The organism is Achromobacter sp. Root170 (assembly GCF_001428165.1).
GTDB lineage: Bacteria > Pseudomonadota > Gammaproteobacteria > Burkholderiales > Burkholderiaceae_B > Achromobacter > Achromobacter mucicolens.
Genome location: NZ_LMHN01000001.1, coordinates 137,335 through 159,245 on the forward strand (window position 1 = coordinate 137,335; position 21,911 = coordinate 159,245).

Sequence of the window (21,911 nt, forward strand, 5' to 3'; positions counted from 1 at the left end):
CGGCACGTCGGCGCCCGGGTTGGGGTTGGACGGGTCGGTGCTTTCGGTATCGACAATCGTGGCGCTGCCGGAATCGGTGATGTTGCCAGGCAGGGCGACGCCGCTGGCGGTATTGCCCGAGAGCGTGGCGTCCAGGGTCAGCTGTTCGCGGCCTTCGAAGACGGCGTCATCGGTGGTCGGGACGGTGACAACGATGCCGCCAGTCGTACCGGCCGGCACGGTGATGCTGTAGGAGCCATCGGCGTTGGCCGTGACGGTGGCAGGCTTGCCGCCGATCATGACGGTGGGGGCACCCACGTCGCCGGCTTCGATCTGGCCGNATGCTGTAGGAGCCATCGGCGTTGGCCGTGACGGTGGCAGGCTTGCCGCCGATCATGACGGTGGGGGCACCCACGTCGCCGGCTTCGATCTGGCCGCCCAGCGTGAACGTCAGCGTGGTGTCGGCATCGACAGCCTTGGTCAGCGCRACRTTGAAGACGGCGTTGCTGCCTTCGTTGACGTCGCCGGCATCCGAGACGGTCAGGGCYGGCACGTCGGCGCCCGGGTTSGGRTTGGACGGATCGGTGCTTTCCGTATCGACAATCGTGGCGCTACCGGAATCGGTGATGTTGCCCGGCAGGACGACGCCGCTGGCCGAGCTGCCGGTCAGCGTGGCGTCGAGCGTCAGTTGTTCGCGGCCCTCAAACACCGAGTCGTCGGTGGTCGGGACGGTGACGACGATGCCGCCGGTCGTGCCGGCAGGAACCGTGACGCTGTACGTGCCGTCAGGATTGGCCGTGACGGTGGCAGGCTTGCCGCCGATCATGACCGTGGGGGTGCCCACGTCGCCGGCTTCGATCTGGCCGCCCAGCGTGAACGTCAAGATCGTGTCGGCATCGACAGCCTTGGTCAGCGCGACATTGAAGACGGCGTTGCTGCCTTCATTGACGTCGCCGGCATCCGAGACGGTCAGGGCCGGCACGTCRGCGCCYGGGTTCGGGTTCGACGGGTCGGTGCTTTCSGTATCGACAATCGTGGCGCTGCCGGAATCGGTGATGTTGCCAGGCAGGGCGATNCGGCACGTCAGCGCCTGGGTTCGGGTTCGACGGGTCGGTGCTTTCCGTATCGACAATCGTGGCGCTGCCGGAATCGGTGATGTTGCCAGGCAGGGCGATGCCGCTGGCCGAGCTGCCGGTCAGCGTGGCGTCCAGGGTCAGCTGTTCGCGGCCTTCGAAGACGGCGTCATCGGTGGTCGGGACGGTAACGACGATGCCGCCAGTCGTACCGGCCGGCACGATGATGCTGTAGGAGCCATCGGCGTTGGCCGTGACGGTGGCAGGCTTGCCGCCGATCATGACGGTGGGGGCACCCACGTCGCCGGCTTCGATCTGGCCGNGTCGTCGGTGGTCGGGACCGTGACAACGATGCCGCCGGTCGTGCCAGCCGGCACGGTGATGCTGTAGGAGCCATCGGCGTTGGCCGTGACGGTGGCAGGCTTGCCGCCGATCATGACGGTGGGGGCACCCACGTCGCCGGCTTCGATCTGGCCGCCGAGCGTGAACGTCAGCGTGGTGTCGGCATCGACAGCCTTGGTCAGCGCAACATTGAAGACGGCGTTGCTGCCTTCGTTGACGTCGCCCGCGTCGGAGACGGTGAGGGCCGGCACGTCAGCGCCCGGGTTCGGGTTCGACGGGTCGGTGCTTTCCGTATCGACAATCGTGGCGCTGCCGGAATCGGTAATGTTGCCAGGCAGCGCGACGCCGCTGGCGGTATTGCCCGAGAGGGTGGCGTCAAGGGTCAGCTGTTCGCGGCCTTCGAAGACGGCGTCGTCGGTGGTCGGGACCGTGACAACGATGCCGCCGGTCGTGCCAGCCGGCACGGTGATGCTGTACGAGCCATCGGCGTTGGCCGTGACGGTGGCAGGCTTGCCGCCGATCATGACCGTGGGCGTGCCCACGTCGCCAGCTTCAATCTGGCCGCCCAGCGTGAACGTCAGCGTCGTGTCGGCGTCGACAGCCTTGGTCAGCGCGACGTTGAAGACGGCGTTGCTGCCTTCGTTGACGTCGCCCGCGTCGGAGACGGTCAGGGCCGGCACGTCGGCGCCCGGATTCGGGTTGGACGGGTCGGTGCTTTCCGTATCGACAATCGTGGCGCTACCGGAATCGGTGATGGTGCCCGGCAGCGCGATGCCGCTCGCCGAGCTGCCAGTCAGCGTGGCGTCCAGCGTCAGCTGTTCGCGGCCTTCGAAGACGGAGTCGTCGGTGGTCGGGACCGTGACAACGATGCCGCCGGTCGTGCCAGCCGGGACGGTGATGCTGTAGGAGCCATCGGCGTTGGTCGTGACGGTGGCAGGCTTGCCGCCAATCATGACCGTGGGCGTGCCCACGTCGCCGGCTTCGATCTGGCCGCCGAGCGTGAACGTCAGGGTGGTGTCGGCGTCGACCGGCTTGGACAGGGCGACGTTGAAGACGGCGTCGTTGCCTTCGTTGACGTCACCGGCGTCCGAGACGGACAGGGTCGGGACATCCGCACCCGAACCATGGTCGTCAACGATGACGGCGGTGCCCGAGTCAGTGATGGTGCCCGGCAGCGCGATGCCGCTGGCCGAGCTGCCGGTCAGCGTGGCGTCCAGCGTCAGCTGCTCGCGGCCTTCGAAGACGGAGTCATCGGTGGTCGGGACCGTGACCACGATGCCGCCGGTCGTGCCAGCAGGCACGGTGATGCTGTAGGAGCCATCGGCGTTGGTCGTGACGGTGGCAGGCTTGCCGCCAATCATGACGGTGGGGGTGCCCACGTCGCCAGCTTCGATCTGGCCGCCGAGCGTGAACGTCAGGGTGGTGTCGGCATCAACCGGCTTGGACAGGGCGACGTTAAAGACAGCGTCGTTGCCTTCATCGACGTCGCCGGCGTCCGAGACGGACAGGGTCGGCACATCCGCACCCGAACCATGGTCGTCAACAATGACGGCGTTGCCCGAGTCGGTGATGGTGCCCGGCAGGGCGATGCCGCTGGCCGAGCTGCCAGTCAGCGTGGCGTCGAGCGTCAGCTGTTCGCGGCCTTCGAACACCGAGTCGTCGGTGGTCGGGACGGTGACCACGATGCCGCCGGTCGTGCCAGCCGGCACGGTGATGCTGTAGGAGCCATCGGGGTTCGTGGTAACCGTGGCAGGCTTGCCGCCGATCATGACGGTGGGGGTGGCCACGTCGCCGGCTTGGATCTGGCCGCCCAGGGTGAACGTCAGCGTGGTGTCGGCATCAACCGGCTTGGAAAGCGCGACGTTGAAGACGGCGTCGTTGCCTTCGTCGACGTCGCCGGCGTCCGAGACGCTCAGCGAGGGCACATCCGCGCCGGAGCCATGGTCGTCAACGATGACGGCGCTGCCGGAGTCGCTGATGTTGCCAGGCAGCGCGACGCCGCTGGCGGTATTGCCCGAGAGCGTCGCTTCGAGCGTCAGTTGTTCGCGGCCTTCAAACACCGAATCGTCAGTGGTCGGGACGGTAACGACGATGCCGCCCGTCGTACCCGCAGGAACCGTGACGCTGTACGTACCGTCCGGATTGGCCGTGACGGTGGCGGGCTTGCCGCCAATCATGACGGTGGGGGTGCCCACGTCACCATTTTCAATCTGGCCACCCAGCGTGAACGTCAGCGTGGTGTCGGCGTCGACGGCCTTGGTCAGCGCGACATTGAAGACGGCGTCGTTGCCTTCGTTGACATCGCCCGCGTCCGAGACGGAAATGGCCGGCACGTCGGCGCCCGGGTTCGGGTTCGACGGGTCGGTGCTTTCGGTATCGACAATCGTGGCGCTACCGGAGTCGGTTATGTTGCCAGGCAGGGCGACGCCGCTGGCGGTATTGCCCGAGAGGGTGGCGTCCAGCGTCAGCTGTTCGCGGCCTTCGAAGACGGCGTCATCGGTGGTCGGGACCGTGACAACGATGCCGCCGGTCGTGCCAGCAGGCACGGTGATGCTGTAGGAGCCATCGGCATTGGCCGTGACGGTGGCAGGCTTGCCGCCGATCATGACCGTGGGCGTGCCCACGTCGCCGGCTTCGATCTGGCCGCCCAGCGTGAACGTCAGCGTGGTGTCGGCGTCAACAGCCTTGGTCAGCGCAACATTGAAGACGGCATCGCTGCCTTCATTGACATCGCCCGCGTCTGCGACGGTGAGGGCCGGCACGTCGGCGCCCGGGTTCGGGTTGGACGGGTCGGTGCTTTCCGTATCGACAATCGTGGCGCTGCCGGAATCCGTGATATTGCCCGGCAGGGCGATGCCGCTGGCCGAGTTGCCGGTCAGCGTGGCGTCCAGCGTCAGCTGCTCGCGGCCTTCAAACACCGAGTCGTCGGTGGTCGGAACGGTGACAACGATGCCGCCGGTCGTGCCGGCAGGCACGGTAACGCTATACGTGCCGTCAGGATTGGCCGTGACGGTGGCAGGCTTGCCGCCGATCATCACGGTGGGGGTACCCACGTCGCCGGCTTCGATCTGGCCGCCCAGCGTGAACGTCAAGGTCGTGTCGGCATCGACAGCCTTGGTCAGCGCGACATTGAAGACGGCGTCGCTGCCTTCATTGACATCGCCCGCGTCGGAGACGGTCAGGGCAGGTACGTCAGCACCCGGGTTCGGGTTCGACGGATCGGTGCTTTCGGTATCGACAATCGTGGCGCTGCCGGAATCGGTGATATTGCCCGGCAGGGCGATGCCGCTGGCCGAGTTGCCGGTCAGCGTGGCGTCCAGCGTCAACTGCTCACGGCCTTCGAACACCGAATCATCGGTGGTCGGGACGGTGACAACGATGCCGCCGGTCGTGCCAGCAGGCACCGTAACGCTATACGTGCCGTCAGGATTGGCAGTGACGGTGGCGGGCTTGCCGCCAATCATCACGGTGGGGGTACCCACGTCGCCGGCTTCGATCTGGCCGCCCAGCGTGAACGTCAAGGTCGTGTCGGCATCGACCGCCTTGGTCAGCGCGACATTGAAGACGGCGTCGCTGCCTTCATTGACATCGCCCGCGTCGGAGACGGTCAGGGCCGGCACGTCAGCGCCCGGATTCGGGTTGGACGGATCGGTGCTTTCGGTATCGACAATCGTGGCGCTACCGGAATCGGTGATGTTGCCCGGCAAGGCGACGCCGCTGGCGGTATTGCCCGAAAGCGTGGCGTCCAGCGTCAGCTGTTCACGGCCTTCGAAGACGGAATCGTCGGTGGTCGGGACCGTGACGACGATGCCGCCAGTCGTGCCGGCAGGAACCGTGACGCTGTACGTGCCATCCGGATTGGCGGTGACGGTGGCAGGCTTGCCGCCGATCACGACGGTGGGCGCGCCCACGTCGCCGGCTTCGATCTGGCCGCCGAGCGTGAAGGTGAGGGTGGTGTCGGCATCAACCGGCTTGGACAGCGCGACATTGAAGACCGCGTCGCTGCCTTCATTGACATCGCCCGCGTCCGAGACGGTCAGGGCCGGCACGTCGGCGCCCGGGTTCGGGTTCGACGGATCGGTGCTTTCGGTATCGACAATCGTGGCGCTACCGGAGTCGGTAATGTTGCCAGGCAGGGCGATGCCGCTGGCGGTATTGCCCGAGAGCGTGGCGTCCAGCGTCAGCTGTTCACGGCCTTCAAACACCGAGTCGTCGGCGGTGGGCACGGTGACAACGATGCCGCCGGTCGTGCCGGCAGGCACGGTGATGCTGTAGGAGCCGTCGGCATTGGCCGTGACGGTGGCGGGCTGGCCGCCAATCATCACGGTGGGGGTGCCGATGTCCCCGGCTTCGATTTGACCGCCCAGCGTGAACGTCAACGTGGTGTCGGCGTCGACCGCCTTGGTCAGCGCGACATTGAAGACGGCGTTGCTGCCTTCGTTGACATCGCCTGCGTCGGACACGTTGATGGCCGGCACATCGGCGCCGGTGCCGCGGTCGTCCACGATGACGGCGCTGCCGGAGTCGGTGATGTTGCCAGGCAGGGCGATGCCGCTGGCGGAGCTGCCGGTCAGCGTGGCGTCCAGCGTCAGCTGTTCACGGCCTTCGAACACGGCGTCGTCGGTGGTGGGGACCGTGACGACGATGCCGCCGGTCGTGCCGGCAGGCACCGTGACACTGTAGGAGCCATCGGCGTTGGCCGTGACGGTGGCGGGCCTGCCGCCGATCATGACGGTGGGGGTGCCCACATCGCCCGCTTCAATTTGGCCGCCCAGCGTGAACGTCAGGGTGGTGTCGGCGTCGACAGCCTTGGTCAGGGCAACGTTGAAGACGGCATCGCTGCCTTCGTTGACATCGCCCGCGTCCGAGACGGACAGGGCAGGCACGTCGGCGCCCGGGTTCGGGTTGGTCGGGTCGGTGCTGTCGGTGTCGACGATCGTCGCGTTGCCGGTGTCGGAGATGCCGGCGGGCAGCTGGGCGCCGTTGGCGGCCTGGCCGCTGAGCGTGGCCTCCAGCGTCAGGGTCTCGCTGCCCTCGAAAGTGTTGTCGTCCGTCGTGGGCAACGTCACCACGATGCCGTTCGTGACGCCGGCGGGCAGCTGGAAGCTGTACGTGCCGTCTGCATTGGCAGTTACGGCCACGGCCACGCCGCCGATGGTGACGACCGGCACGCCGACGTCCTGGGGTTCGACCTGACCACCAACCTTGAGCGTGATGGTCGTTTCACGGTCCAGATCGATCGTGTTGCCCAGACTGATGTTGAACGTGGCGCTGCCGCCTTCGTTGATGGTGCCGGCGTCCGAAACGGCGATCGTGGGCACGTCGAGCACGCCAACGATCGTGACGGCGACCGTTGCGGTCGAGGTGGCGCCCGACGGATCGGTGATCGTGTAGGAAATGGTGGAGCTCGCGGTCTCGCCTTCTCCCAGCGCCTGGTAATCGCCATTGGGGTTGAAGACGTACGAACCGTCAGGGAACACCGTGAACGATCCGCCGTTCGAGCCGGGCACGGTCAGGCCGGCGCTGGTCATGGGGCGGCCGTTGACGGAAACCAGCGTCAATGCGTCGCCATCGGCGTCGGCGTCGTTGGCGAGCAGATTTCCGCTGATCGAATTGTCCTGACGGGTGGTGACGCCGTCGTTCTGCGCGACCGGGGGCGTGTTGCCCGGGACAGCTGCAGCAGCGTCGCCGTCGTCGGCGGTCAGCGCCGCGCCGGAAACCCGCGGCAGCGTGTCGTCGCCGCGCGCCGGATTCGGGTAGGCCAAATCAAGCGGGCTGGTGGTTTCGAGGATGCGGGCCAGACGGACGAAGCTGCTGCCGCCGGCCTCACCGCCGCCAGCCACGACGGCGGCGGTCGGATCGAGTTCGTCGAACGGGTCGCGGCCGGCTTGCAGGGCGGCCAGCAGGCGGTCCGAATCGGTGCCCGACGGAGGCGCAACCGCGGCTTCGGTCGGATCGGCCAGCGGGCCGGTCATGTCGCCGTTGACCGCGACTTCGCGGCCTTCGCCGATCACGATCGGCATGCCGTTTTCAACCTGAAGCGAAACCGTGGCGCCCGAGGCAGTGACGATGTCGCTGCCGGCGGGGACTTTGCTGCCTTGATGCAGTTCGGTCAAGGAACCGTCGCTATTGCGTATCCACGCGCGACCGGAGATTTCGTTGACGACTGCGGGAGAAGAGTTGGCCATGTTGGTTCCGTTTCAGGGAGTTATCCAAGATGGCCAGATACTACGGGTCGCCGCTGGCGGCGGGTATTGTCCTTGAGGACAGGTTTACGCAGTGATTTTGCTGCGCGCGTCGGCGGGTGCGGAAATGCCGTGGACCAGCAGGGCGAGCTGGAGGCGATCGGTGACGCCCAGCTTGTCGAAAACGGCCGACAGGTGCGCCTTGACCGTGCGTTCGGTGATGCCCAGCGCTTCGGCGATCTGGGCGTTGGACTGGCCGCTGGCGGCGTAGCGCGCGACGGTGATTTCGCGCTCGGTGAGCCGGCCGCCGTCCCAGGCGTGCGCGTCCTGCGCACGCTCGGTGACGAGCTTGAGCAGGCGCGACACCAGCGAGCGCCCCATCCAGATGCCGCCGGAGGCGACGACTTCGAGGGCCTGGGCCATCGCGGCGGGCGGCGCATAGCTGTGGCAGTAGCCGTGCGCGCCGGCGCCCAGCGCCTGCGTGCCTTGTTCATCGTTGGGGCTGGCGCTGGCGACCACGACGTGCAGGCCGGCCAGCGTCGGGGTCCAGAACGGATCGTGCCAGGCGGGCAGCTTGGGCACGTCGGCGTCCAGCACCGCCAGCGTGCGGCCTTGTTCTCGCCAGCGTTGCAGATCCGCCAGGCCTCGCCCGCGGGCAGCCATCCAGCGCGCCGGGTCAAGCGCGCGCCAGTGCTGCCAAAGCAGGTCGTCGTGCGTAATCAACAGGACGGGAATGGGTTTCATAAGGCCTTGAAGCTCTCCATTAACGTTCGGTGAAGGCGTTGGCCTTCGCCCGCAGAATGGGCTTGAGCAGGTACTGGAGCACCGTGCGCTTGCCTGTCAGGATATGAACCTCTGCCACCATCCCGGGGATGATGGGCAACAGCTTGTCGCCTACCGTGCTGCGGTCCGTGCGCACGCGCACGACGTAGTAGGAGTTGCCTTTCTCGTCGGTCACGGTGTCCGCGCCGATCTGTTCCACGCGGCCTTCCAGGCCCCCGTAGATCGCGAAGTCGTAGGCTGTGAACTTGACCTCGGCCTTCTGGTCCGCGTGCAGGAAACCGATGTCGCGCGGCTGGATGCGCACTTCGAGCAGCAGCGTGTCGTCCTTGGGGACGATTTCGATGATGTCCTTGCCCGGCTGCACCACGCCGCCGACCGTGTTGTTGAACAGGGTCTTGACGGTGCCGCGCACCGGGGCGCGCACTTCGGCCAGCTTGACCCGGTCGACCAGCGCCGCCTTGCCTTCGCGCAGGGTCGCCAGCTTGGTGTTGGTTTCCGAGAGCTCGCTGCGGGCCTGGTTGCGGATGTTCAGCTCGGCTTCCTGGATCTTGCTTTCGGCTTCCTTGATGGACGCCTGGAAGCGGTCGATCTGCGCCTCGGCGCCTTTCTGTTCGCCGCAATAGCGGGCAACGTCGCGCTGCAGGCGCAGCAGATCGACCTCGGACACGGCGCCGCTCTTGAGCAGCGGCCGGGTCACCTGCAGCTCGCGCGAGGTCAGGCCGCAGCTGGCCGAGGCCTGGTCGCGCTTGGCAATGGTTTCGCGCAGGTCTTCCTGGCGCTGCTTGAGCTGTTCGCGGGCCACGTTGACCGTGGCGTTCAGTTCGGTGTTGCGCGCCTGCCAGGCGTTGCGTTCCATTTCGCCCAGGCCGGGCGCCTGTTTCAGCACTTCCTCGGGCGTGACGAAGGGTTCGCCCGTGGCCAGCGCCTTCAGGCGGGCCGCCTTAGCCAGCAACGAAAGGTACTCGGCGTTGTTCTCGCCCAGCGACGAGTTGAAACGGGTGGAGTCGATCTTGAGCAGGACCTCGCCGGCCTCGACTTCCTGGCCGGGACGCACCAGGATCTCTTCGACGATGCCGCCGTCCAGGCTCTGGATGATCTGCACCTGGCGGGACGGCACGACCTTGCCTTCGCCGCGGACCACCTCATCGATGCTGCCAAAGCCTGCCCAGACCAGCAGGCCCATGGTGGCCAGCAGCGACGTCCACAGCAGGATGCGCGAGCCGCGGGCCTGCGACTCGTGGATGACCCATTCTGCATTGCCGATGTAGTCGGACCGCTGGGCGGGCTTGCCTTTCTCGGCGCCGTCCAGCAGGCGGTCGAAGAAGAACACGAAGACGTTGCGCGGCGCGCGCAGCAGGTTGCCAAAGAAACCGTGCTTGGGGGCTCCAGGATTGTTCAGCATGGTCTTCTCAGCTTCCGCGTCCAACGCGTCCTTGACGCAGGGCTTCGACAACCTGTTCCTTCGGGCCGTCGGCCACGATATGGCCGTTGTCGATCACGATGAGCCGGTCGACCAACTCCAGGAGCGCGGTGCGGTGCGTCACCAGCAGGACCGTCTTGGTTGCGCTGGCTTCACCCAGGCGCTTGCGCAGCTGGGCCTCGCTCTGGTGGTCCATGTTGCTGCTGGGTTCGTCCAGCAGCAGGATGGGCGGATCGTTGATCAGCGCGCGCGCCACGGCCACCGATTGACGCTGGCCGCCGGAAAGCGATTCGCCGCGCTCGCCGATGATCATGTCAAAACCGTTGGGATGCAGGTTGGCGAATTCGGTCACGCCGGCCGTGTTGGCGGCCGCCAGGATGCTGGCGTCGTCGGCGTAGGGCGCGCCCATCGCCAGGTTGTGCTTCAGGCTGCCGTAAAAGAGCAGGGGATCCTGCGGGACGTGGCCGATGGCCCGGCGCACGTCGGCCGGGTCGATCTGGCGGACGTCCACGCCGTCGAGCAGCACGGCGCCTTCGGTGGGCTGGTACAGGGCCAGCGCCAGTTTCTCCAGCGTCGTCTTGCCCGAGCCGATGCGGCCGATGATGCCAACCTTCTCGCCGGGCTTGAGCTTGAACGACACCTTCTTGAGCACCGGCTGCGTGCTGCCGGGATACGTGAAGGTCACGTCGCGGAATTCCAGGCCGCCGTGGAAAACGGGGCGATGCAGGAACTCGGCCTCGGCCGGACGCTCGATCGCCATCTTCATGTAGTTGTCGATGGAGCCCAGCGAGGTGCGGGCATTCTGGTATTGCATCAGCAGGCCGGCGACCTGGCCCAGCGGCGCCAGGCAGCGGCCGGCGATCATGGACGCGGCAATGATGCCGCCCATCGACAGCGCGGATTCCTGCGCCAGGTACACGCCGATGATCACGACGGCGATCGAGACGAGCTGCTGGACGGCCTGCACGAAGCCGACCGTCGACGAGGAAATCAGCTTGAGCTTGCCGCCCGTCTGGGCGATGAACTCCGTGGCGCGTTCCCAGTTGCGCTGGATCGAGCCCTGGGCGTTCAGCGTCTTGACGGCTTCCAGGCCGGTCAGCGCTTCGACAAGCGTGGCGTTGCGCTGCGACGAGGCCTGGAACGAGGCCATCGTCAGCGCTTCCATGCGCGCCTGCGCCGCCAGCGACACCAGCAGGATCAGCACGATCGCGACCAGCGGCGGCAGGATCATCCACGGCGAAATCCAGGCCAGGGCGCCCAGGAACAGCAGGATGAAGGGCAGGTCGACCAGCGTGGTGATGGTGGCCGAGGCGATGAAGTCGCGGATGGATTCGAACGAGCGCAGGTTGGCCGCGAACGAACCGACGGACACCGGGCGGCCTTCCAGGCGCAGGTCCAGCACGCGCTCCATGATCTGCGAGGACAGGCGCACGTCGACCCGCTTGCTGGCGCTGTCCACGACATGCGAGCGCGCGGTGCTCAGGATCATGTTGAAGATCACCACCAGCGTGATGCCGATGGCCAGCACCCATAGCGTTTCGACGGCGTTGTTCGGCACCACGCGGTCGTACACGTTCATGGTGAACAGCGGCATCGCCATCGCGAACACGTTGATCAGCAGCGCCGCGACCAGGGCGTCGCGGTACAGCCGGCGGTTCTCCATGATGGCGGCCCAGAACCAGTGGCGCTCGCGCACCTTGGCCACTTCCGGGGACCGGGCGTCAAACCGGAATTGCGGACGGACAAAGCAGACCAGCCCGCTGTACTGCTCAGCGAGTTCGGCCGGATCCATGTCGATGGAGCTGCCGCCCAGTTCGGGGTGGCTGACCACGAACTTGCCGCCGTCCTTTTTCAGCAGCAGGCAGGCGCGTTCGCCCTTGAGCAGCAGGATGGCGGGCAGCAGGTCCGGCGAGATGTGATCCAGCGAGCGCTTGACCACGCGCGCGGAAAGCTGCGCCCGCGCGGCCGCCCGAGGCAGCAGGGCGGGCGTGAGGCGGTGTTCTTCCAGGGGCAGGCCCGCCGACAGGGCTTGCGCGGTGGCCGCGACGCCGTGCAGGCGGGTGATTTCCACCAGGCAATCGAGCAGCGGGTCGTCGTGCGCGGAGCGGGCGTCCGCGCGCCATTCCCGGGCAGCCAGATCAGATAACTTGTCCATCTTCGTCATCCAACAGGTCAAGGTGTTCCGAGAGGCGCGCACGCTGCTGCTTGCGCTGGGTGAGCTTTTGCTGGGCCTGGATAGGCAGGTCCGTCATACGCAAGGTGCCGTTGGCGATCAACGCGTCGATCAAGTCTTCCAGGACGCGGACAAAGTCCGCGTCCAACTGCGAGAAATCACTGCCCTTGTTGGCCATTGGGCCTCCTTGCGGCCTGCTCCGATCAGGGTCGGGCGGCAGGCGAGTTCACCGGCACCAGCGTCGGGGGAAGGGTGCCTTCGTTGTAGTGCACGCGAACGGGAGCCAGGCGGGCGGTGTCCGGAACGGTCGAATTGCACAGCTTGATCACTTCGTCCGACACTTCCAGCTTGCCGTTTTCCTCGGGCATTTCGTTGCGCGCGGGTTGCAGCGCCAGCGCCGGCAGCAGGGTGTGGGACAGCGCCAGCCAGCGATACTGCGCAAGACGCAGATCATAAATGGCATTGGTCAGCGCACGGCGCGATTCGAACAGTTCGTTTTCCGTGTCCAGCAGGTCCAGCAGAGAGCGCTGGCCAATCTGGAACTGTTGCGCGTACGCATCACGCACCTTGGTCGTGGCCACTTCGTGGTCACGCAGGAAGGGCAGCTTCTGGCTCAGGCTGGTGATGTTGTTCCAGGCCACGGCCAGATCCTGCTGCACGTTGCGGCAAGTGTAATCGCGGATGTCGCGGGCGGCATACGACTGGTTGGCGGTCTGGCGCACGCGGGCGGAGTCGGCGCCGCCGCGGTACAGGTTGTAGCTCATCACGACCTGGACGCTGGAGCTTTGGATGTCGCGGCTTTGCGGGGTCGGATCATTCTGGTCGCGGCCGGTGTTTGCAACGAACTCGAACTTGGGCGAGAACGCGCCCTTGGACGACTGCACGCCCGCCTGCGCGGCCTGCAGGCTGGCCTGCTTGGACAGGAAGCTGGGATTGCGGCGCAGGGATTCATTGAAGTTGCCCGGGGCCTTGGGCAGCTTGTCGGCGATATCCGGAGCCGGCAGCATCGATTCGGGCGGCAGGGCGCCGGTCACGCGCTGAAAGCGCTGCTGCACGTCCAGCAGGTTGGCCGTTTCGGTCATCAGGTTGGTCTGGGCCAGCGACAGGCGGCCACCGGCCTGCTCCAGGTCGACGCGACGGCCCACGCCGGATTCCGTGCGCTCGCCGATCTGCTTGAGCGTGTTTTCGTGCAGCGAATAGTTCTGGCGGGCCAAAAGCTCCATGTCGCGGTAGCGCTGCAGGTCGATGTAGGCCTGCACGGCGGTGAACGCGGTGTTGTCGCTGGTGGCCAGCACGTCATAGAAGCGGGCCAGCTTGTCGAAACCGGCCTGCTTGACGTCGTTGGTGGTGCGAAAACCGTCAAAAATCAGCTGACGCAGCTCGACGCTCCAGCCGGGGCGGTTCCAGCTCTGCGAGCCGACGCCGGGCACGTTGTTGCGCCATTCGCGGCCCAGGTAACCTTGCGCATTGATCTGCGGAAAGTAGGCGGCGCGGGCGACGGCCTGGCCTTCCAGGGACGCCTGGAAGTCGTGGTACTTGGCCTGGATTTCGGGATTGCTGAGCAGGGTCTGCTCAACGATCTGATTCAACGTCACTTGCGGCTGCCCGGCCGGTGCGGTGGCAGCGGGCGTCGCGGACTGTGCAAAAACGGCAGGGGCAAATGCAAGGGCAAGGACCGAGGTCGTGCTTTTGAGCAAAAACGAAGCCATAGTGATTATTCGCGAGTCAAGTTGAGATTGAATGGCCGCCATGTTGTATGTAAATGTCAGCTTTGGCGAGTCAAGATTTGTTAATTCTTGAGGTTTGTTGCCGGCGGTCCATAAGGTGAATTTCGCGCAACATCTAACTACTTCTTCGAATTTGCACGAACATCGCTCAATCTAAAATCGTTTATTTCTATTAATACGGTTTATTACGCATTATTTCGAAGTGAACGCTTTCAGGGCGTGGGACGATTATATCTATTTGAGAGTTCTGTATCTATTTTGTTTACCAATTTGTATCGATAGCGATTTTTCCCGGGCATTAATTGGCTATGCAACAAGTCAACACAACTGCGGGATCGGCCTCCGGCGAGTCGGTCAGCATGGTAGTGGTAGTACTGGTATATCAGGTGTGCTTGTACTAGGTTTGGTGGCTGGGCATAATTCCCTTCATGCCGCAGCAGCCGGCGCGGCAGGGTAGCGTTTTACCCCTCGCGCCAGGCTCGAGCCGGATTGTCTATTTGCAGAGCGCATCCATGGCCCAAACTCTTTACGACAAACTCTGGGACGCCCACATCGTCCACCAGGAATCAGACGGCACCTGTCTGCTCTATATCGACCGCCACCTGCTGCACGAGGTCACCAGCCCGCAGGCGTTCGAGGGGCTGACGCTGGCGGGCCGCAAGCCGTGGCGCACCGGCGCCAACCTGGCGGTGGCCGATCACAACGTGCCCACGATGAATCGCGCGCAGGGCATCGACGATCCCATCTCGCGCCTGCAGGTGGACACGCTGGATGCCAACTGCGGCAAGTACGGCATTACCGAATTCCGCATGAACGATCTGCGCCAGGGCATCGTCCACGTGATCGGACCGGAGCAGGGCGCCACCCTGCCGGGCATGACCGTGGTCTGTGGCGACTCGCACACCAGCACGCATGGCGCGCTGGGCGCGCTGGCCTTCGGCATCGGCACGTCCGAAGTCGAGCACGTGCTGGCCACGCAGACGCTGCTCATGAAGAAAGCCAAGAGCATGCTCATCAAGGTCGATGGCGAACTGCCCTTCGGCTGTACGGCCAAGGACGTGGTGCTGCACATCATCGGCATCATCGGCACGGCCGGCGGCACGGGCCACGCCATTGAATTTGCCGGCAGCACGATTCGCTCGCTGTCCGTCGAAGGCCGCATGACCGTCTGCAACATGGCGATCGAAGCCGGCGCCCGGTCCGGCATGGTTGCGGTCGACGACAAGACCATCGAATACTTCCGTGGCCGTCCGTTTGCGCCCACCGGCGTCGTCTGGGATCAAGCCGTCAAGTACTGGCGCACCCTGCACACCGATGAAGGCGCCAAGTTCGACACCGTGGTCGAAGTCAATGCGCGCGACATCAAGCCGCAGGTCACCTGGGGCACGTCGCCCGAAATGGTATTGCCGGTGGATTCGCGCGTGCCGGACCCCGACCGCGAAAAAGACGACGTGCGCCGCAGCGGCATGGAGCGCGCGCTGGAATACATGGGCCTGAAGCCCAACACCCCGCTGACCGATATCCGCGTGGATCGCGTGTTCATCGGTTCGTGCACGAACTCGCGCATCGAAGACCTGCGCGCCGCAGCTGTGGTGGCGCGCGGCAAGCGCGTGGCTTCCAACGTGCGCCAGGCGATGGTCGTGCCGGGCTCCGGCCTGGTCAAGCAGCAGGCCGAACGCGAAGGCCTGGACAAGATCTTCATTGAAGCCGGCTTTGAATGGCGCGAACCGGGCTGTTCCATGTGCCTGGCCATGAACGCCGACCGCCTCGAACCCGGCGAACGTTGCGCCTCGACCTCGAACCGCAATTTCGAGGGCCGGCAAGGGCAGGGCGGCCGCACGCACCTGGTCAGCCCGGCCATGGCCGCCGCCGCGGCCGTCGCCGGCCATTTCGTCGACGTTCGCACGTTCCGATAAGCGTCAAGCACCGAGTAGACAACATGCAAGCATTTACCACTCATGAAGGCCTGGTGGCGCCGCTCGACCGCGAAAACGTCGACACGGACCTCATCATCCCCAAGCAGTTCCTCAAGTCCATCCAGCGCACGGGCTTCGGGCCCAACCTGTTCGACGAGCTCCGTTACCTGGACCACGGCGAACCGGGCATGGACAACAGCAAGCGCCCGCTCAATCCGGACTTCGTGCTGAACCAGCCGCGCTATCAGGGCGCCTCGGTCCTGCTGGCCCGCAAGAACTTCGGCTGCGGCTCCAGCCGCGAGCACGCGCCCTGGGCGCTGACGCAGTTCGGTTTCCGCGCCATCATCGCGCCGTCCTACGCCGACATCTTCTTCAACAACAGCTTCAAGAACGGCCTCTTGCCGATCGTGCTGTCCGAACTGGAAGTGGCGCGCCTTTTCGACGAAGTGAAGGCGTTCCCGGGCTACAAGCTGAACATCGATCTGGACCGCCAGGTCGTGATCGCCGCGGACGGCCGCGCGATGGGCTTTGACATCGAACCCTTCCGCAAGTACTGCCTGCTGAACGGCCTGGACGACATCGGTCTCACGCTGCGCCACGCCGACAAGATCCGCGCCTTCGAAGCCGAGCGCCTGGCCCGCCATCCGTGGCTCGAAAGCCGCCCCATCGCCTGATCAAACCATCGCACACAGGATCGTTATTCAATGACCCACAACATCGCAGTCCTGCCGGGTGACGGCATCGGCCCGGAAATCGTCGAACAGGCCGTGCGCGTCCTGAAGGCGCTGGATGTGCCCTTCGACATCAAACAGGCGCCCGTCGGCGGCGCTGCTTTTGACCAGTTCGAGCATCCGCTGCCGCCCGCCACGCTGAACCTGGCCAAGGAATCGCACGCCGTGCTGTTCGGCGCTGTCGGCGACTGGAAGTACGACAGCCTGCCGCGCGAGTTCCGTCCGGAACAGGCGATCCTGGGCCTGCGCAAGGCGCTGGGCCTGTTCGCGAATCTGCGTCCGGCCATCCTGTACCCGGAACTGGCCAGCGCCTCGTCGCTCAAGCCGGAGATCGTGTCGGGCCTGGACATCCTGATCATCCGCGAACTGACCGGCGACATCTATTTCGGCACGCCGCGCGGCGTGCGCTCGTCGCCGGACGGCGCCTTCACTGGCGAACGCGAAGGCTACGACACGATGCGCTACGCGGAATCCGAAGTGCGCCGCATCGCGCGCATCGGCTTCGAATCGGCGCAAAAGCGCAACAAGAAGCTGTGCAGCGTTGACAAGGCCAACGTGCTCGAGACCTCGCAGTTCTGGCGCGACATCGTCATCGAAGTGGCGCGCGAGTACCCGGACGTCGAGCTGTCGCACATGTATGTCGACAATGCGGCCATGCAACTGGTGCGCAACCCCCGCCAATTTGACGTCATCGTCACCGGCAACCTGTTTGGCGACATCCTGTCCGACGAAGCGGCGATGCTGACCGGCTCCATCGGCATGCTGCCCTCGGCGTCCCTGAACGCCAGCGGCCAAGGCCTGTACGAGCCCAGCCACGGTTCGGCGCCCGACATCGCGGGGCAGGGCATCGCCAATCCGCTGGCGACGATCCTGTCGGCCGCCATGCTGCTGCGTTACTCGTTGAACCTCGCGCCGCAGGCGGACCGCATCGAGGCGGCCGTGCGCAGCGTGCTGGCCAGCGGCCTGCGCACCGCGGACATCTTCGAGCCGGGCACGACGAAGGTCACGACCGCCGGCATGGGCGACGCGGTCTTGAAGGCGCTTGCCTGATGACGCAAGGGGGCCGCGTCCTGATCGCGGTCTCTTTATATAGATAGCGAGGCCGCCCCGCAGGCGGCCTCGCTTGTTTTGCCAATGCAAGACGCCTTGTTGCCGGCGCGCGCCGAAAGTCTCTCCTTGCGCTTGCGGCCCCGTTTTTTTCTAGATGCATCGCAACATCCCTGCGTGCATTCTGATAAATTGTTGAATTGCACGATTTTTCCCTCCTTACCTTGTCACCCCCTTTAAAGAGCGATTGAAATGAATCAAGCAGTAGGCCTTGTCGGCTGGCGCGGTATGGTCGGCTCGGTGCTCATGCAACGCATGCGCGACGAGAACGACTTCGCACTGATCGAACCGGTGTTTTTCTCCACCAGCAACGCTGGCGGCGCCGCCCCCACTTGGGCAACTGGCGCGGGCCCGCTGCAAGACGCCTACAACATCGACGCTCTGAAAAAACTGCCGATCATCGTGACGGCGCAAGGCGGCGACTACACCTCCGAGGTCTATCCCAAGCTGCGCGGCGCGGGCTGGAACGGCATCTGGATCGACGCGGCCAGCACCCTGCGCATGGCCGACGACGCCATCATCGTGCTGGACCCGGTCAACCGCCCGGTGATCGACGCGGCCCTGAAGCGTGGCGTGCGCAACTTCATCGGCGGCAACTGCACGGTCAGCTGCATGCTGATGGGCCTGGCGGGCCTGTTCAACAACGACCTGGTCGAATGGATGACCTCCATGACGTACCAGGCCGCGTCGGGCGGCGGCGCGCAGCACATGCGTGAACTGCTGACCCAGTTCGGCGAGATCAACCAGTCGGTCAAGTCCCTGCTGGACGACCCGGCCTCGGCCATTCTGGAAATCGACCGCGGCGTGCTGGCCAAGCAGAAGGACGACGCGCTGCCCCACGAACACTTTGGCGTGCCGCTGGGCGGCAACCTGATTCCCTGGATCGACAAGGACCTGGGCAACGGGATGTCCAAGGAAGAGTGGAAGGGCGAAGTCGAAACCAACAAGATCCTGGGTCGCGGCGCCGCCTTCGGCACGCCTGTCACCCCGATCGACGGCCTGTGCGTGCGCATCGGCGCCATGCGCTGCCACAGCCAAGCTCTGACCATCAAGCTCAAGCGCGATGTGCCGCTGGACGAGATCGAAGCGCTCATCGCCCAGGGCACGCAGTGGGCCAAGGTCGTTCCCAACACCAAGGAAGCCACCGTTTCGGCGCTGACCCCCGTGGCCGTCACCGGCACGCTGGACATCCCGGTGGGCCGCCTGCGCAAGCTCTCGATGGGTTCGCAGTACCTGGGCGCCTTCACGGTTGGCGACCAACTGCTGTGGGGCGCGGCCGAGCCGCTGCGCCGCATGCTGCGCATCGCGCTGAACGAAGCCTGATGTCGTGCAGGGCGGCTTTTCTGGCCGCCCGCCACGCGCAAGATGCAGTCAGGGCACCTTCGGGTGCCCTTGTTTTTTGGCGCGCGGCTGGATTGCCCAGCCCGCGAAGATGCACCATCGTGGCGCAGTCCGGCCGAGCCCGGCGGGCGACTCGTACGCCAACAAGCGCCGCCCGTGCCCGCAAGCCAACGTGCGCGCCCCTTTCAGGTTTGTGAAATGCGCTTGATCCATTACACTTTTCGGGTGAATTGAGGCCCTTTTTTGCGCGGCAAATGGCGCGAATGGGTCCAGGCCCGTAATTCGATTACAAGAACGGAATTCCAGCTTATGACCCAGCGTTCGCGCCAAGTGAAGCATGCCCGCCGTTTGAAAGCCCTTCAGTGGGCCATTGCGCTGGCGATCGGTTCAAGCGTGTGCGGTTCGGCGCTGGCCATGCGCGTCGGGCATTCGCGCGTCGTTTCCGTGCCGGGCGCGCCGTTGCAAGCCACCGTGGGTCTGCAGGAATTGACGCCCGAAGAGATCAGTTCGCTCAAGGTTTCCATCGCCGATGAAGCCGCGTGGCAGCGCGCGGGCGTCAAGCCGCCGGTGCCGCTTGCCAGCATGGTGGTCCGCGTCGAAGACGGAATGGATCCGACGCGCAAGAATTTGCGGGTGCGGTCCACGCAGGCGCCTGCGGGCGGCGCGGTGGATCTGCTGCTGGACATCAACTCCAGTTCGGGTCAGCGCCAAGTGCAGGTCAGCATCCTGGTGCCGCTGCGCGGCACGGGCGCCGACGTTACACCCGCCGCCGTGGGCGGGGCCGCCCGCGCGGGCGGCACCTCGGGCTCGGTCACGGTGAAGTCGGGCGACTATCTTTTTGCCATCGCCCAGCGCAACGCGGTGCCCAACGCCTCGGTCTACCAGATGCTGGTGGCGCTGTGGCGCGCCAATCCGCAGGCCTTCATTCAGAACAACATGAATCTGGTGCGGGCCGGCCAGACACTCAAGATCCCGGATGCCGCCACGGTGCGCGCCATCGATCCGGCCGAAGCCCGCCGCATCTTCAATGAGCACGCCGAGGCCTATGCCAAATACCGCGGCCGCGTGGGCGCGGCGGCGGGATCGAACCCGTCGGTGGTCAAGGGTCAGGACGCAGCTTCGGGCACGGTCGCCCCGCCGGCCGACACCGGCGTGGCAACCGCCGCGCCGACACAGGACCGCGTGCGCCTGTCGACCGGTCAGGCCCAGGACAGCGCAGCCGCGCAGGCCGAAGCCCAGGCAGACGCCAAGACGTCTGCCGACCGGGCCTTGGCCGACGCGCAAGGGCGAGTCGCCCAGCTGCAAAGCAATGTCGACGAACTGACCAAGGCCGTCGCGCAGCAATCGGGCGCGGCCGGCACAGGCGCGGCGGGTACGGGCACGGCCGGCGCTGGTGCGGCTGGCACTGGCGCGGCAGGTACGGCGGGCGCAGCTGGCACGTCGGGCGCAGCAGGTACGCCCGGTGCGGCAGGCGCTTCCGGTGCAGCAGGCGCTCCCGGTGCAGCAGGCGCTCCCGGTGCAGCAGGCGCGCCCGGTGCAGCAGGCACTCCCGGTGCGGCAGGCACTCCCGGTGCGGCAGGCACTCCCGGTGCGGCAGGCACTCCCGGTGTGGCAGGCACTTCTGGTGTGGCAGGCACTTCGGGTGCAGCAGGCACTTCCGGCGCAGCAGGCACCTCTGGTGCTGCAGGCACTCCCGGTACAGCAGGCGCTCCCGGCGCTGCTGGCGCTCCCGGTGCAGCAGGCACTTTTGGTGCAGCAGGCACTCCCGGCACAGCAAGCACTCCCGGCACAGCAGGCACTCCCGGCACAGCAGCCACTCCCGGCGCAGCGGGTTCTCCCGGTGCAATGGGCACGCCCGGCACCGCAAGCACTCCGGGCGCGGCAACTACGCCGGGCGCCGCGACGACCACGTCGAACGCCACAGGCGCGTCTAACACCACAACCTCCCCAGGCGCCGCAGGCTCGGCGCCCGCCGATGCCGACAAGCCCATCGGCACGCTGCCGGACAAGACCGTGCAAACGGGTATGCCTGGCTGGCTGGCCGACAATCTTCTCGTGATCGTTACCGCGGTGCTGGCGCTCGTCGCCTTCGCCATCGCGTGGCTGTTGCGCCGGGCCGGCGCGCGGCGTGACGACGATGACGAGGAAAGCTACACGTACAACGAGCCGGCGCTGGATACGGCAGCGCTGAACCGCAAGCTCGACACCATCAATCTCGACCTGGACGTACCGCCCACGGACGAACCGCGCCGTATCGGCGGTCCTCGGGTTTGAAGCATGTCTAGAGTTGCATTGGGGCTGGCGTATGACGGCTCCGCCTGGCAGGGTTGGCAGACACAGCCGCACCGGCAGACGGTGCAGGACTGCCTGGAGTCCGCCCTCGCCAGTTTTTGTGGCTTCACCGAGCCGGTGCCCACGATTTGCGCCGGCCGGACCGACACGGGCGTGCACGGCGCGATGCAGGTGGTCCATCTGGACACGACGCTCACCCGCAAGACGGAGTCCTGGGTCCGAGGCGTGAATGCGTTTCTGCCGCCCAGCATCTCGGTGCAGTGGGCCGAAGAAGTGTCCGAAGAATTCCATGCGCGCTTTTCGGCGCGCGCCCGCACGTACGTCTACCTGCTCTGGCGCGGCCGGGTGCGTCCGGCGCTGTGGGCGGGGCGCGCCGGCTGGTGCTTCCAGCCGTTGGATGTGCAGGCCATGCGCGCGGCTGCTAAGGCGCTTGTCGGCGAACATGATTTTTCCAGCTTCCGTTCGTCGCAATGCCAGGCCAAGCATCCAGTGCGGCATATGCACAGCCTGGAGATCGAGGAGCGGGGACCGTTTCTCGTCTTTACCTTGAAGGCAAACGCCTTTCTGCATCACATGGTGCGCAACATCATGGGCGCGTTGCTGCAAGTGGGGCAGGGCAGGGAAACGGTTGACTGGATGACGCAGCTCTTGGCGTGGCGCGACCGCAAGCGCGGCGCGCCCACGTTTGCGCCTGACGGCCTGTACCTGGCCGCGATCGACTATCCCGAATCCTTCGGACTGCGCGAGCTCGACGGCGGATCGTCGCTGCTGTCGCCCTTTACTCAATCCTTTTAGGGAAGCCGCCGCGCAGGCGGCGGGATCCCGCGCCTTTCTGGAGGCAT

At 65.9% G+C, this 21,911-nt stretch carries 11 protein-coding genes and 1 pseudogene; 6 read left to right on the forward strand and 6 right to left on the reverse strand.

All coding sequences use genetic code 11. The annotated features are described in order from the left end of the window. Window positions 1-1,375 precede the first annotated feature (1,375 nt). The 6 genes and pseudogenes from ASD87_RS00585 to ASD87_RS00610 all read right to left on the reverse strand — a co-directional run. Window positions 1,376-7,582: pseudogene (locus ASD87_RS00585) on the reverse strand (retention module-containing protein); the annotation flags it as partial. 84 nt (window positions 7,583-7,666) lie between these two features. Then, the gene (locus ASD87_RS00590; protein WP_056315795.1) at window positions 7,667-8,323 is read right to left on the reverse strand and encodes a response regulator transcription factor; all 657 of its coding nucleotides are present in this window, start codon (window positions 8,321-8,323) and stop codon (window positions 7,667-7,669) included. A gap of 19 nt (window positions 8,324-8,342) precedes the next feature. After that, window positions 8,343-9,764 (reverse strand): HlyD family type I secretion periplasmic adaptor subunit, encoded by a 1,422-nt coding sequence (locus ASD87_RS00595; RefSeq protein WP_056318595.1) that lies wholly within the window; start codon window positions 9,762-9,764, stop codon window positions 8,343-8,345. A gap of 7 nt (window positions 9,765-9,771) precedes the next feature. Next, entirely contained in the window at window positions 9,772-11,937 is a 2,166-nt protein-coding gene (locus ASD87_RS00600; RefSeq protein ID WP_056315798.1) for a type I secretion system permease/ATPase, read from the reverse strand. Then, window positions 11,921-12,133 (reverse strand): hypothetical protein, encoded by a 213-nt coding sequence (locus ASD87_RS00605; RefSeq protein ID WP_056315801.1) that lies wholly within the window; start codon window positions 12,131-12,133, stop codon window positions 11,921-11,923. Before ASD87_RS00605 ends, ASD87_RS00600 begins: the two co-directional genes overlap by 17 nt. A 25-nt stretch (window positions 12,134-12,158) precedes the next feature. Further along, window positions 12,159-13,664, reverse strand: coding sequence for a TolC family outer membrane protein (locus tag ASD87_RS00610; RefSeq protein ID WP_056315805.1), 1,506 nt, complete (start codon window positions 13,662-13,664; stop codon window positions 12,159-12,161). Between the two features lie 530 nt (window positions 13,665-14,194). Here ASD87_RS00610 and leuC point away from each other — a divergent pair. The 6 genes from leuC (at window position 14,195) to truA (ending at window position 21,864) form a co-directional block, all read left to right on the forward strand. Then, window positions 14,195-15,598: a 3-isopropylmalate dehydratase large subunit gene (gene leuC / locus ASD87_RS00615; RefSeq protein ID WP_056315809.1), complete on the forward strand. Its 1,404-nt coding sequence runs from the start codon at window positions 14,195-14,197 to the stop codon at window positions 15,596-15,598. A gap of 23 nt (window positions 15,599-15,621) precedes the next feature. Continuing rightward, entirely contained in the window at window positions 15,622-16,272 is a 651-nt protein-coding gene (gene leuD, locus ASD87_RS00620) for a 3-isopropylmalate dehydratase small subunit (protein WP_056315812.1), read from the forward strand. A 30-nt stretch (window positions 16,273-16,302) separates the two neighbouring features. Next, window positions 16,303-17,379: a 3-isopropylmalate dehydrogenase gene (leuB, locus tag ASD87_RS00625; RefSeq protein ID WP_056315814.1), complete on the forward strand. Its 1,077-nt coding sequence runs from the start codon at window positions 16,303-16,305 to the stop codon at window positions 17,377-17,379. Window positions 17,380-17,628: 249 nt separating this feature from the next. Beyond that, on the forward strand, window positions 17,629-18,759 hold the full coding sequence (gene asd, locus ASD87_RS00630) for an aspartate-semialdehyde dehydrogenase (RefSeq protein ID WP_056315817.1): 1,131 nt from the start codon (window positions 17,629-17,631) through the stop codon (window positions 18,757-18,759). 327 nt (window positions 18,760-19,086) lie between these two features. After that, window positions 19,087-21,051 (forward strand): FimV family protein, encoded by a 1,965-nt coding sequence (locus ASD87_RS00635; protein ID WP_056315820.1) that lies wholly within the window; start codon window positions 19,087-19,089, stop codon window positions 21,049-21,051. Between the two features lie 3 nt (window positions 21,052-21,054). After that, window positions 21,055-21,864, forward strand: a complete 810-nt coding sequence (gene truA / locus ASD87_RS00640) for a tRNA pseudouridine(38-40) synthase TruA (protein ID WP_056315824.1) — start codon at window positions 21,055-21,057, stop codon at window positions 21,862-21,864. The last annotated feature ends 47 nt before the right edge of the window (window positions 21,865-21,911 follow it).